General features: G+C 68.2%; 17 protein-coding genes. 12 read left to right on the top strand and 5 right to left on the bottom strand.

The window, feature by feature from the left end:
• Positions 1 to 5 precede the first annotated feature (5 nt).
• Positions 6 to 752, top strand: coding sequence for an MBL fold metallo-hydrolase (locus tag ABY42_RS13790; protein WP_050459774.1), 747 nt, complete (start codon positions 6 to 8; stop codon positions 750 to 752).
• A gap of 12 nt (positions 753 to 764) precedes the next feature.
• Here ABY42_RS13790 and ABY42_RS13785 read toward each other — a convergent pair whose 3' ends face one another.
• The 3 genes from ABY42_RS13785 to ABY42_RS13775 all read right to left on the bottom strand — a co-directional run bounded on the left by ABY42_RS13785 (position 765) and on the right by ABY42_RS13775 (position 3,049).
• Positions 765 to 1,511, bottom strand: coding sequence for an isopentenyl phosphate kinase (locus ABY42_RS13785; RefSeq protein ID WP_050459773.1), 747 nt, complete (start codon positions 1,509 to 1,511; stop codon positions 765 to 767).
• Positions 1,508 to 2,596, bottom strand: coding sequence for a mevalonate kinase (gene mvk, locus ABY42_RS13780; RefSeq protein ID WP_050459772.1), 1,089 nt, complete (start codon positions 2,594 to 2,596; stop codon positions 1,508 to 1,510). Before mvk ends, ABY42_RS13785 begins: the two co-directional genes overlap by 4 nt.
• Positions 2,597 to 2,704: 108 nt before the next feature.
• Positions 2,705 to 3,049: a hypothetical protein gene (locus tag ABY42_RS13775; protein WP_050459771.1), complete on the bottom strand. Its 345-nt coding sequence runs from the start codon at positions 3,047 to 3,049 to the stop codon at positions 2,705 to 2,707.
• Positions 3,050 to 3,199: 150 nt separating this feature from the next.
• Between ABY42_RS13775 and ABY42_RS13770 the strand changes: the two genes are divergently transcribed.
• From ABY42_RS13770 to ABY42_RS13735, 8 genes are all read left to right on the top strand, one after another.
• The gene (locus tag ABY42_RS13770) at positions 3,200 to 4,264 is read left to right on the top strand and encodes a zinc-binding metallopeptidase family protein (protein WP_004974569.1); all 1,065 of its coding nucleotides are present in this window, start codon (positions 3,200 to 3,202) and stop codon (positions 4,262 to 4,264) included.
• Between the two features lie 94 nt (positions 4,265 to 4,358).
• The gene (locus ABY42_RS13765) at positions 4,359 to 4,838 is read left to right on the top strand and encodes a 50S ribosomal protein L11 (protein WP_050459770.1); all 480 of its coding nucleotides are present in this window, start codon (positions 4,359 to 4,361) and stop codon (positions 4,836 to 4,838) included.
• Between the two features lie 305 nt (positions 4,839 to 5,143).
• Positions 5,144 to 5,782: a 50S ribosomal protein L1 gene (locus ABY42_RS13760; protein ID WP_004969375.1), complete on the top strand. Its 639-nt coding sequence runs from the start codon at positions 5,144 to 5,146 to the stop codon at positions 5,780 to 5,782.
• Complete coding sequence (locus ABY42_RS13755) at positions 5,779 to 6,828, top strand: 50S ribosomal protein L10 (RefSeq protein WP_004974571.1); 1,050 nt, start codon at positions 5,779 to 5,781, stop codon at positions 6,826 to 6,828. Before ABY42_RS13760 ends, ABY42_RS13755 begins: the two co-directional genes overlap by 4 nt.
• Positions 6,829 to 6,849: 21 nt before the next feature.
• Positions 6,850 to 7,185: a 50S ribosomal protein P1 gene (gene rpl12p, locus ABY42_RS13750; protein ID WP_050459769.1), complete on the top strand. Its 336-nt coding sequence runs from the start codon at positions 6,850 to 6,852 to the stop codon at positions 7,183 to 7,185.
• Between the two features lie 181 nt (positions 7,186 to 7,366).
• On the top strand, positions 7,367 to 8,650 hold the full coding sequence (locus tag ABY42_RS13745; protein WP_050459768.1) for a tripartite tricarboxylate transporter permease: 1,284 nt from the start codon (positions 7,367 to 7,369) through the stop codon (positions 8,648 to 8,650).
• Between the two features lie 83 nt (positions 8,651 to 8,733).
• On the top strand, positions 8,734 to 8,913 hold the full coding sequence (locus ABY42_RS13740) for an HVO_2753 family zinc finger protein (protein WP_004042997.1): 180 nt from the start codon (positions 8,734 to 8,736) through the stop codon (positions 8,911 to 8,913).
• 2 nt (positions 8,914 to 8,915) lie between these two features.
• Complete coding sequence (locus ABY42_RS13735) at positions 8,916 to 9,182, top strand: elongation factor 1-beta (protein ID WP_004969379.1); 267 nt, start codon at positions 8,916 to 8,918, stop codon at positions 9,180 to 9,182.
• A gap of 57 nt (positions 9,183 to 9,239) precedes the next feature.
• Here ABY42_RS13735 and ABY42_RS13730 read toward each other — a convergent pair whose 3' ends face one another.
• Both ABY42_RS13730 and ABY42_RS13725 read right to left on the bottom strand, forming a co-directional pair.
• A complete protein-coding gene (locus tag ABY42_RS13730) occupies positions 9,240 to 9,497 on the bottom strand; it encodes a hypothetical protein (RefSeq protein ID WP_004974577.1) in 258 nt (85 codons plus the stop codon).
• A gap of 116 nt (positions 9,498 to 9,613) precedes the next feature.
• Positions 9,614 to 10,774 (bottom strand): cystathionine gamma-synthase, encoded by a 1,161-nt coding sequence (locus ABY42_RS13725; RefSeq protein WP_050459767.1) that lies wholly within the window; start codon positions 10,772 to 10,774, stop codon positions 9,614 to 9,616.
• Positions 10,775 to 10,897: 123 nt separating this feature from the next.
• Between ABY42_RS13725 and ABY42_RS13720 the strand changes: the two genes are divergently transcribed.
• From ABY42_RS13720 to ABY42_RS13710, 3 genes are read left to right on the top strand one after another with little or no spacing between them, the layout of a single operon-like run.
• Positions 10,898 to 11,188, top strand: coding sequence for a 50S ribosomal protein L21e (locus ABY42_RS13720; protein WP_004974579.1), 291 nt, complete (start codon positions 10,898 to 10,900; stop codon positions 11,186 to 11,188).
• Positions 11,189 to 11,191: 3 nt separating this feature from the next.
• Positions 11,192 to 11,548, top strand: coding sequence for an RNA polymerase Rpb4 family protein (locus ABY42_RS13715; RefSeq protein WP_004042989.1), 357 nt, complete (start codon positions 11,192 to 11,194; stop codon positions 11,546 to 11,548).
• 53 nt (positions 11,549 to 11,601) lie between these two features.
• Positions 11,602 to 12,195 carry a DUF655 domain-containing protein gene (locus ABY42_RS13710; RefSeq protein ID WP_004974581.1) on the top strand — a complete coding sequence of 198 codons (594 nt, stop codon included), beginning with the start codon at positions 11,602 to 11,604 and terminating at the stop codon, positions 12,193 to 12,195.
• Positions 12,196 to 12,232: the final 37 nt, after the last annotated feature.

Here is a 12,232-nt window from a genome sequence, read left to right as displayed (position 1 = left end):
GGCGCATGCGCGTCACGTTCCTCGGAACCGGTAGTGCGATGCCCGTCACCGGCCGCGCCCAGACCGGGCTCCTCCTCGAATCGGACAGCAACGCCCTCCTCGTGGACTGCGGGTCGGGCGTCCTCGCCCGACTCGCGGAGACGGAGGTCGGCTACGAGGGCGTCTCGTCTGTCCTCCTCACGCACCACCACCTCGACCACGTGTCGGACCTGATGGCGCTCGTGAAAGCCCGGTGGCTCGCCGGACAGGACCGACTCGAAATCGTCGGTCCCGAGGGAACCGAGGACCTCGTCGAGGGGCTGTTCGACGTTCACGACTACCTAAAGGGACGCCTCGACGTGCAGGTTCGGGAGGTCGGGCCGACCGAGTTCGGCGTCGCCGGCTTCGACGTGATGGGGTTCGAGGTCCGCCACTCGATGCCGACGCTCGCCTACCGCTTCAGCAACGAGCGGGGCGAGGCCGACTTCGTCTTCTCGGGGGACACAGAGGCGTTCTCCGCCCTCGGCGACTTCGCCGACGGCGCGAGCGTCCTCGCGCACGACTGCTCGTTCCCGGACGACGTGGACGTGTCGAACCATCCGACGCCGTCGCAGGTGGGCGAGGCGCTCGCCGGCTGGGACATCGATTCGGTCTACCTGACGCACCTCTACCCGCACGCCGACCGCGTCACCGACGACCTCCGAGTGAGCGTGAGCGAACGGTTCGACGGCGAGGTTCGGGTCGCAAAAGACGGCTTGGTCGTCGAACTCTGAGTTCGAGTCCGACTATTCTCCGCGGATGACGGTCCCGGGCGACTCGCCGGCGACGAACGCCGACAGCCCCTCGGGGCCGAAGACGTGCGCCGGCGCGCCGAGCGCGAGCAGTTTTCTGACCTTCGCGGCCATGCCGCCGGTCACGTCGGTCGACTCCGACCCGCCGAGCGCGTCGGCCGCGTCCGCGAACGCCGTAATCTCGGGAATCACGTCGCCGCCGGCGTCGAGGACGCCGGGGACGGTCGAACAGAGCCCGACGCGGTCCGCGCCGAGTCCGGACGCGAGCGACACCACGAGGTCGTCGCCGCTGACGATGGTCGCGCCCTTGCCCGCGTGCGCGATGACATCTCCGTGGAGGACCGGGACGAAGCCCTCGTCGAGCATCGTCTCGGTCGCCGCGAGGGGAAGCGACAGCGAGCCGTCGGCCTCGCGCGCGCCGGCCGAGAGCGGATGGACCGGCAGGGCCGAGACGCCGCGGTCCGCGAGGGCGTCGAGGACGGCGTCGTTGAGTCGCTTCATCGCGTCGTGGATGGCGCGCACGCCGCGGGCGTCGTGGCTTCCGGACTCCGAGGAGACGCCGTGTTCGGCGGCGTGGTGGTGGCCGAAGCTCCCGCCGCCGTGGACGACGACGACGCGGCCCGACTCGGCGAGGGTCGCGACCGCGTCCGCCGCGGCCGCCAGTCCCTCCTCGTCCACCGTCTCCGGTTCGTCCTTGTCGGTGACGACGCTCCCGCCGAGTTTGAGGACGACGAGACTCACGCCGAGTCCTCCCCGTCTCCGTCGCGCTCGGGGTCCGTTTCTGCCTCTGCTTCCGCGTCCGCTTCGGGCGGGACCTCGACTCTGACGCCCTCGGTGGCGAGTTCGGCGCGGAAGGCGTCCTCGCAACCGGGGGTGAACCGGAGCGCGGTCTGGGTCTCGGGCGTCGGGTCGAGAGAGACGATACAGCCGCCGCCGCCCGCGCCGGTCAGTTTCGCGCCGTACGCGCCGGCCTCGCGGGCGGCCCACACCATCGAGTCGAGCGAGCGCGAGGAGACGCCGAGGGCTTCGAGCAGGCCGTGGTTGAAGTTCATGAAGCGGCCGAGTTCCGAGAGGAGCTCCTCGGGCGGTTCGTCGGCGTCGGGGTCCGACTCGGCCAGCAGTTCCTCGCCCCGGCGGACGATGTCGCCGACGGTCGAGACCGTGTCGGCGGCGAAGTCGTACTCCTCGCGGAGCGCGCGGACGCCGGAGACGAGCGCGCCGGTGTCGCCCGCACCGCCGTCGAAGCCGATGACGAACGGGAGGGGCGGCGCGTCGATGGTTCGGCAGTCGTCGCCCTCGACGCGGACGGCCCCGCCCATCGCGGAACAGAAGGTGTCGGCGCGGGAGGCCTGTCCGTCCTGGACCTCGTGTTCGGCGCGGTAGGCGCGTTCTGCGATTTCGCGGGGCGCGAGTTCGACGCCGAGTTCGCGGGTCGCGGCGTCGATGCCGGCGACGACGACCGCCGCGGAGGAGCCGAGGCCGGCCCCGAGCGGGATGTCGCTTTCGACGGTGATGTCGAAGCCGGCGTCGGGCGCGTCGGCGGCGTCGCGGGCCTGGTCGACCGCGGCGTCGATGTAACCCATCGCGGCCTCCACGAGCGGTGCCGGAACGTCCACGTCGGGCCGGTCGCCGGTCGAGCCGCGGTACTCGACGGTGAAGCCGTTGAGACTCAGGTCCTCGGCGCGGACGCGGACGTGGTCGTCGTCGCGAGCGGCGACGGTGACGGTCGCCCGGCGCTCGACCGCGCAGGGGACCGCCGGTTCGCCGTAGACGACTGCGTGCTCCCCGAACAGGTACACCTTGCCGGGAGCGCTCGAAACGGTCATACCCCGGAGTTGCTACGGGATTCGCTTAAGGGTATCCGACCGCGGCCGAACCCGGCGGTGGTCGTCGGTGGGAACGGTCGCGGAAAAACGGCGTTCGGAGCCGCCGGCTCAGGCGTCGATTTCGACTTCGTCGCGCTCCTCGTCGTCGAGGTCGGCCAGTTCGTCGAGGTCGTCGCCGCCGCCGCGGATGTAGCGGACCGCCGCGGCGATGCCGACGAGGAGGACGAACCCGACGAGCAGCGCCATACCGGGGCCGCCGCTCGACTCGGATTCGTCGGTCTCGTCGGCGTCGAGCTCCGCGTCGTAGTCGTCGTAGTCGTCGTACGATTCGTCCTCGGTTTCGAGTGCCGCCGCCTCGTCGCCGCCGCGCTTGGAGAGGAGCGGCGCGCTGTTGGTCGGGCTGAACTCGAAACCGTCGTGCAGGTGGACCTCGAAGAGGGTGAAGTCGGCCATACCCATCAGTACGCTCACAAGATGGATATGCCTTGTGGCGACGGGACGACGCGGGTCGCCGTGAGACGCGACGACCTCGCCCTGCGGTGACACCCGGTGGGGTGTGCTGGATTCGCTGTGTTCTTGTTCCGCCGCCCGCGAACCTCCCGTATGGACGACGACCGACGCGCCTTCCTCGAAGACCTGCTCACCACACCCAGTCCGTCCGGCTACGAGGTCGCCGGCCAGCGCGTGTGGGTGGACTACGTCTCGCAGTTCGCCGACGACGTGACGGTCGACGACTACGGCAACGCCGTCGCGGTCCACGAGGGCACCGGCGAGGGCCCCGAAATCGCCTTCACCGGCCACGCGGACCAAATCGGCTACATCGTCCGCGACATCGACGACGACGGCTTCGTCCGTATCGGTCCCATCGGCGGCGCGGACCGCACCGTCTCCAAGGGCCAGCACGTGACGGTCCACGGCGACGGCGGCGACGTGGCCGGCGTCATCGGCCAGACCGCCATCCACCTCCGCGACGTGGGGAGCGAGGAGTACGACGACCTCGAAGAGCAGTTCGTCGACATCGGCGCGACGAGCAAGGGCGACGCGAAGGACCACGTCGAGGTCGGCGACCCAGTGACGGTCGAAGCGCGGGTCCGCGACCTCGCGGGCGACCGCGTCGCGGCCAACGGGATGGACAACCGCGTCGGCACCTGGTCGGCCGCGGAGGGCCTCCGCGCCGCCGTCGAGGCCGACGTGGACGCGACGGTGTACGCCGTCAGCACGGTTCAGGAGGAAGTCGGCGTGCAGGGCGCGAAGATGGTCGGCTACGACCTCGACCCCGACGCGATGGTCGCCGTCGACGTGACCCACGCGACGGACAACCCCGACGTGCCCGGCAAGCGCAAGGGCCCGGTCGAACTCGGCGAGGGGCCGGTCGTCTCCCGCGGGAGCGCGAACCACCCCAACGTCGTCTCGCTCGCCCGCGACGCGGCCGGGGACGCCGACATCGGCGTCCAACTGCAGGCCGCCGGCATCCGCACGGGAACCGACGCGGACGCCTTCTACACGAGTCGCTCCGGTATCCCCTCGCTCAACATCGGCATCCCGAACCGCTACATGCACACGCCCGTCGAAGTGGTCTCCACGAGCGACCTCGACGACGTGGCCGAACTGCTCGGGTCGATGGCCGCGCTCGCGGGCGACGTGGACTCGTTCGGCGTCGAACTGTAGGCGGGCGGACGGCGCCCCCGCGCTGTGCGTAGTTGTCGCACACGCCTCCGGGCGAAAGAAAACCGTTAAAAGTCGCCACACGGTGTTTCCACGTATGGCTGGAACTATCGAAGTACTCGTTCCCGGCGGGAAGGCGAACCCCGGTCCGCCGCTCGGCCCGGAACTCGGCCCGACCCCCGTCGACGTGCAGGACGTCGTCAACGACATCAACGAACAGACGGCTGCCTTCGACGGCATGGAAGTCCCCGTCACCGTCGAGTACGACGACGACGGCTCGTTCAGCATCGAGGTCGGCGTCCCGCCGACGGCCGCCCTCATCAAGGACGAGGTCGGATTCGACACCGGCAGCGGCGAACCCCAGAAGAACTTCGTCGCCGACATGTCCATCGCACAGCTGAAGAAGGTCGCAGAGCAGAAGTCCTCTGACCTGCTCTCGTACGACCTCAAGAACGCCTCGAAGGAAGTCGCCGGGACGTGCGCGTCCCTCGGCGTCACCATCGAGGGCGAAGACGCCCGCACGTTCAAGCAGCGCATCGACGGCGGCGACTTCGACGACCACTTCGACGACGAGTAATCGTCTCGGAACCGTCTCGGCGGTTCGAACCGCCCTTTCCGTCGGGCCGAGTCGACTCGGCCCGCTTTCTTCTCTCCACGGACCCGACTCGACCCGGAGCGACTCGACCGTCGACGACCGCACATCGCTCGCGTGCTCGCCAGTTCGCATGTGTGGCTGTGGCACGCGAAACCCCCGAATTCGGGGGTTTCGGCTCCCGTGGTTCGACGGACTTAAGTTGAGCCTACTCGTCCTGCCGGACGAGGCAGGCAGTAGCCTGTTTCACTGACCCGTAGGAGCAATCCTGCGTACTACGGAGGTGAATAATGGCAGACACAATAGTTGACGCAGTCTCTCGCGCACTCGACGAGGCACCCGGGCGGAACTTCCGCGAAACGGTTGACCTCGCCGTGAACTTGCGAGACTTAGATCTTAACGACCCGTCGAAGCGTGTCGACGAGAGCATCGTGCTCCCGTCTGGCACCGGCCAGGACACCCAGATTGTGGTGTTCGCGACCGGTGAAACCGCGCTCCGCGCAGAGGATGTCGCCGACGAAGTTCTCGGGCCCGACGAGCTCGAAGACTTCGGCGACGACACCGATGCGGCGAAAGACCTTGCCGACGAGACCGACTTCTTCGTTGCCGAGGCTGGACTGATGCAGGACATCGGTCGCTACCTCGGTACCGTGCTCGGTCCCCGTGGTAAGATGCCGACCCCGCTTCAGCCCGACGACGACGTCGTCGAGACGGTGAACCGGATGAAGAACACGGTGCAGCTCCGCTCGCGCGACCGTCGCACGTTCCACACGCGCGTCGGCGCAGACGACATGACGCCCGACGAAATCGCGGAGAACATCGACGTCATCGTCCGTCGTCTCGAGGCGACGCTCGAAAAGGGCCCGCTCAACATCGACTCCGTCTACGTGAAGACGACGATGGGGCCGTCCGTGGAGGTGCCCGCATGAGCGAGTCCGAGGTTCGGCAGACCGAGGTTATCCCGCAGTGGAAGCGTGAAGAGGTCGACGAGCTCGTCGACTTCATCGAATCCTACGAATCCGTCGGCGTCGTCGGCGTCGCGGGCATCCCGAGCCGCCAGCTCCAGGCCATGCGCCGCGAGCTTCACGGCTCGGCCGCCGTCCGCATGAGCCGTAACACGCTCGCGAACCGCGCGCTCGACGAAGTCGACGACGGCTTCGAGGAACTCAAGGAGTACATCGCCGGGCAGGTCGCCCTCATCGGCACGAACGACAACCCGTTCGCCCTGTACAAGGAGCTCGAGGCGTCGAAGACGCCCGCGCCCATCAACGCCGGTGAAGTCGCCCCGAACGACATCGTCATCCCCGAGGGTGACACCGGTGTCGACCCGGGTCCGTTCGTCGGCGAACTCCAGCAGGTCGGGGCGTCCGCCCGCATCATGGACGGCTCGATCAAGGTGACGGAAGACTCCAACGTCCTTTCGGCGGGCGAGGAAGTCTCCGAGGAACTCGCGAACGTCCTGGCGGAACTCGGCATCGAACCCAAGGAGGTCGGTCTCGACCTCCGCGGCGTCTTCTCCGAAGGCGTCCTGTTCGAGCCCGACGAACTCGCCATCGACGTGGACGAGTACCGCGCCGACATCCAGTCGGCCGTCTCCGCCGCGACGAACCTCTCTGTCAACGCGGTCTACCCGACCGCTCAGACCGCGCCGACGCTCATCGCCAAGGCGACGAGCGAGGCCAAGGCCGTCGGCCTGTTCGCCAACATCGAGAGCCCGGACTTCATGCCCGAGCTCATCTCGAAGGCGGACGCCCAGCTTCGGGCGCTCGCGGCGAACATCGACGACGAAGAGGCGCTTCCCGAGGAACTCCGCGGCGTGTCCGCGGCTGACACGGGTGCCGCCGAGGAAGAAGAATCGACTGACGAAGAAGCAGCGGACGCCGACGAGGCAGACGCCGACGCCGACGAAGACGCCGCCGAAGACGACGGCGACGACGACGAAGACGCTGGCGACGCCCTCGGCTCCCTGTTCTAACAACACACAAGGTACACAACAATGGAATACGTCTACGCTGCGCTCATCCTGAACGAGTCGGACGAAGAGGTCAACGAAGAGAACATCACCGCGGTCCTCGAGGCCGCCGGTGTCGATGTCGAGGAGTCCCGCGTCAAGGCGCTCGTCGCCGCGCTCGAGGACGTCGACATCGAAGAGGCCATCGAGACGGCCGCCGCTGCCCCCGCGCCCGCCGCGGGCGGTTCCGCCGGTGGCGAGGTCGAGGCCGCTGACGACGACGACGAGGAAGACGCCGAAGAAGAGGCCGCTGACGAAGGCGGCGACGACGACGACGACGAAGAAGCCGACGGCGAGGGCCTCGGCGCGCTCTTCGGCTAACTCCCGCGAGACTCAGCCGCATCCGCGGCGACGCTCGCTTCGAAACTCCGATTTCTTTCGACGCAACTCACCAGCGGCAGTTCCGGTCGCGTGTTCGCCGATTCGGACGCGGGCCGCGCCACCGTCAGCGCCGGTGCCGAGCGCGTAGCTTCATATCGAAAGCCGCGGCCACTCCGGCGCGATGTTCCTCACCGGCGGGGCAGTCGTCTCCCTGTTCGCTCGAGCGGCGGCGCTCGCGTCGCCCGTCGCGGCCGACCCGACGACCGCCGCCCTCCTCGGCGTGGTCGTCGGCGTCTTCCTCGGGACCTGTTCGGGCCTCATTCCCGGCCTCCACGCGAACGCGTTCGCTCTGCTCCTCGCCGGCGTCGCGTCCGAGTTCCCCGGCCCGCCGGTCGCCGTCGCGGCCGCCGTCCTCGCCGCGTCGACCGTCCACACCTTCCTCGACGTGGTGCCGGCGCTGACGCTCGGCGTGCCCGACGCCGCGCTCGCGCCGGGGGCGTTGCCGGCGCACAAACTCGTTCTCGGCGGGCGGGGACGCGAAGCGCTCAGGCTGTCGGCGCTCGGTAGCGGCGCGGCGCTCTGTCTGGCGGTGCCGGTCGCGGTGCCGCTCACCGAGGTACTGGTCGAGGGCTATCCCGTCGTCCGGGACCACCTGTGGGTGGTGCTCGCCGCCGTCGCCGCCGCGCTCGTCTGGACCGAACCGAGTCGGCGGGCCAAACTGGCGGCCTGCGTGACCATCGTCGCCTCGACGGGGCTGGGTCTCGCGGTTCTCGACCGGCCGTTCGGGGGACCGCTTCCGGTCGGTGGCGTGTTGGCCCCGCTCTTGGCCGGGCTGTTCGGTGTTCCGGTCCTCTTGGCGGCGCGACGCGGGGCCGGCGTCCCACCGCAGGGCGATGCCGCGCTCGTGACCTCGCCGCGTTCGGTCGCGCGGAGCGTCGCGGCGGGTGCCGGCGGCGGGGCGTTCGTCGGCTACCTCCCGGGCGTTTCCGCCGGAGTCGCCGGCACGCTCGCGCTCGCGGCGCTCCCCAGAACCGACCCAGACGAGTCGACCCGGGCCTACGTCACGGCGACGAGCGCCGCCACGACGGCGACGACGGTGTTCGCGCTGTTCGCCCTCGCCGGGTTGGGGACGCCCAGGACGGGCGCGCTCGTCGCGCTCACCGAGGCGAAGCTCCCGACCGGCCTCGGCCTCGCGGTGCCGGTGACGGTCGTCTCGGGTCTCTGCGGGGCGGTGTTGGTGCCTGTCGTCGGCGACCGGGCGCTCGCGTTCGTCGGGAGACTCGACCAGCGCCGACTCGTCACCGCCGTCTGCGCCCTCCTCGTCGTTCTCTCGTGGGCGTTCGCTGGCGTCGGCGGCGTCGTCGTCCTCGCCGTCGCCGGGGCTGTCGGCCATCTCCCCGTTCGGTTCGGCTGTCGGCGCGTCCACCTGATGTGCGTCCTCATGGGGCCGCTGGTACTCGGGTGAGTCGTGTCCACGCGGGACACGGATTTCCCCCAGCAGAACCCGGAAAGACAACGGTTAAAAGTCGCGCGCCGGTTTATGAGCGTATGAGCGAGTCCGAACAGCGACACGCGCACCAGTGTGTGTCCTGTGGCATCAACATCGCCGGCATGAGCGCGGCGACGTTCAAGTGCCCCGACTGTGGCCAGGAGATTTCGCGTTGTTCCAAGTGCCGCAAGCAGAGCAACCTCTACGAGTGCCCCGACTGCGGATTCATGGGTCCATAATCATGGGAAAAGTAGCTGCTAAAATCAAGGTCATGCCGAACAGCCCCGAGCTCGACCTCGACAACCTCGAGGACGCGCTCGAAGACTCCCTGCCCGAGGGTGCGAAGATCAAGGGCTTCGAACGCGACGACGTCGCGTTCGGACTCGTCGCCCTCCTGCCGACGGTCATCGTCCCCGACGACGCCGGTGGCACCGAGGCCGTCGAAGAGGCGTTCATCGAAGTCGAAGGCGTCGAGAGCGTCTCCGTCGAGAACGTCGGCCGTATCTGAACTGACGACCGACCTTTTTCGAAGTCTCGTCCCCGGAGCGACCGCGTTCGACCGCCGTCAGCGGCGCTCCATGAAGTAGACGCCGAGGACGACGCCGAACGTGAGCCCGAGCATTACGCCGATGGCCAGGGAGTCGCCGATGACGCCCGCGACGCCGCCGAGAAGGAAGCCGATGGCCAGCCCGATACCGAACTGCTCGGCGCTGTGGCTCGACCCCTCGTGGTCGTCGGAATCGACCATCACGCGGTCGGTCGGTTCGGCGTAGCTCTGTCGCTGTACGGACTCCGCGCTCAGGGTGACTGACTCCTGGGACATACCTCATTATTCATCATGCTATTCAATAACCCTTGCCCGCGTTCTCAACTTTCGGAAACGACCGGTGTGCGAGCGCGCGAGCGCGCGTGAGGACGAGTCGACGCGGACTCCGACGCTCAGAACGCCGCGTCGAACGCCCGCTGAAGGTCGGCTTTCATGTCGTCGATGTGCTCGATACCGACCGAGACGCGGATGAGGCCGTCGGTGAGGCCCGCTTCGAGTCGCTCCTCGCGGGGGATGGCCGCGTGAGTCATCGCCGCGGGCTGTTCGATGAGGCTCTCGACGCCGCCGAGGCTCTCGGCGAGCGTGAACACCTCGGTCTCCTCGACGACGGTCGAGGCCTGTTCGAGCGAGCCGTCGAGTTCGAACGAGAGCATCCCGCCGAAGTCGTCCATCTGCTCGGCCGCGAGGTCGTGTTGCGGGTGGGAGTCGAGGCCGGGGTAGAACACCTCGGAGACCGCCTCGTGGTCGTCGAGCCACGCGGCGAGTTCGCGGGCGTTGTCGCAGTGGCGGTCCATCCGGACCGGGAGCGTCTTGGTCCCGCGGAGGACGAGGAAGCAGTCGAACGGCGAGGGCGTCGCGCCGACGGAGTTCTGGTAGAACGCTATCTCCTCGTCGAGGTCCGCGTCGTCGGTGACGAGCGCGCCGCCGACGACGTCGGAGTGGCCGCCGAGGTACTTCGTCAGCGAGTGCGAGACGATGTCCGCGCCGTGGTCGAGCGGGCGCTGGAGATACGGCGTGGCGAAGGTGTTGTCGACGGCGCACAGCGCGTCGACCTCGTGGGCGATGTCGGCGAGCGCCTCGATGTCGTTGACGCGCATGAGGGGGTTCGTCGGCGTCTCGACCCACACGAGCTCGGTCTCGTCGCGGACGGCGTCGCGGACGGCGTCGTGGTCGGTGGTGTCGACGAAGTCGAACTCGAGGTCGTACTTCTCGTAGACCTGCGTGAAGATGCGGTGAGTGCCGCCGTAGACGTCGTTGCCGGCGACGACGTGGTCGCCCGCTTCGAGGAGGTTGAGCACGGTGTTTATCGCGCCCATCCCCGAGGAGAAGGCGCGGCCGTGCGAGCCGTGTTCGAGCGCCGCGAGGTTCGATTCGAGGTCGGTTCGCGTCGGGTTCCCCGTGCGGGAGTACTCGTAGCCGCGGTGGTCACCCGGCCCGTCTTGGGCGTACGTCGAGTTCGCGTAGATGGGCGTCATGAGCGCCCCCGTCTCCTCGTCGGGCTCCTGTCCCGCGTGGATGGCGCGCGTCTCGACGCGTCGCTCGTCTTCGGACATACGAGAAGCGCCGCGCCGACTCGGGTTAAGTCCGTCCCTCCCGCGCGACCACGCGGGGGACACACACGCGCGGTTCGTAACGTGCAATTTATAATGGCGACGCAAGTATTCGTTCTCACGACTATGCCGAGCTCCAACGGTCCGATGAAGGGGACGCGAGGAAAGCTCTCGAACAAGCCGCGCGAGCGCGGCACTTCGCCGCCGCAGCGCGCTATCGCGGAATTCGAGGAGGGCCAGAAGGTCCACCTCAACATCGACCCCAGCGTTCGCGAGGGTCGTTTCCACCCGCGCTTCAACGGTCTCACCGGCGAGGTCCTCGGGAAGCAGGGCCGCGCGTTCAAGGTGCAGATCAACGACGGCGGCAAAGAGAAGACGGTCATCGTCCGACCCGCTCACCTGCGCGCCCAGCAGTAAGCGATGACCATCTTCAAAGAAAAGCTCGACGAGGAGTATCTGACGACCTCCGAGGTCAAGGAACTGCTCGCCGAGGTTGAGGCGGAACGCGCCGCCGACGAAGAGCGCGAGATGCGCTACGAACTGGCCCGTGCGATAGAACACGTCAACCGGTTCGCCCACCTCGACCCCGAGGAATCTCGCGAACTCGTCGAGGAGCTCGCCGAGCTCGAGAAGGTCGACGGTCCGACCGCCATCAAAATCGCGGACCTCCTCCCGCAGTCGCGCGACGAACTTCGCGCGGTGTTCGCCCAGCAGCGCTACGCGCTCTCGGGCGACGAACTCGACGAAATCCTCAACGTCGTCGCGAAGTACGTCTGACCGCGTGACAGCGCGGCCAACTATTTAAATATCGGCTCGCCGTAACTACTGACATGACACGTACGGAGAGCGGTGACGCCGACGCCACGACCGAGTACGTCGTCGTACTCGACGTACTCCGCCACGGGCGTCAGGGAGACGACCGACGGCGCTTCGACGCGGCACCCATCGCGTACGCGCTCGGAGAGTCCGACTTCCGTCTCCTCGAGTTGACCCTCGTCGAAGACGCCGACGTGAGCATCGGCGACCGGCTCGTCGTCTCGCCGGTCGCCGACCGCGAGCTGATTCAGTCCGTCGAAGAACTCTCGTACGGCGACCTCTCGAACACGGCGACGGCCGAAGTCGACTACGTCGTCGAGGACATCGTCGAGGCCGACGAACGGCGGTTCGTCGACTTCTACAACGACGCACAGCCCATCACCCTGCGGCTCCACCAGCTCAACTTGCTTCCCGGCATCGGGAAGAAGCTCCGCGACAAGATTCTCGAATCGCGCAAGCGGCAGGGACCGTTCGAGTCGTTCGAAGACCTCGAAGAGCGGGTCTCCGGGCTTCACCGCCCGAAGGAGGTCATCGTCGAGCGCATCCTCGACGAACTCCGCGACAACGACGTGAAGTACAAGACGTTCGTCGGACGCGACGGGCGGTAGCGGAACGGGACTTTTACCCGCTCCCGCACGATACCTC

It is taken from the genome of Haloferax gibbonsii (assembly GCF_001190965.1).
Classification (GTDB): domain Archaea; phylum Halobacteriota; class Halobacteria; order Halobacteriales; family Haloferacaceae; genus Haloferax; species Haloferax gibbonsii.
This window is presented reverse-complemented; position numbering and strand designations above follow the sequence as displayed.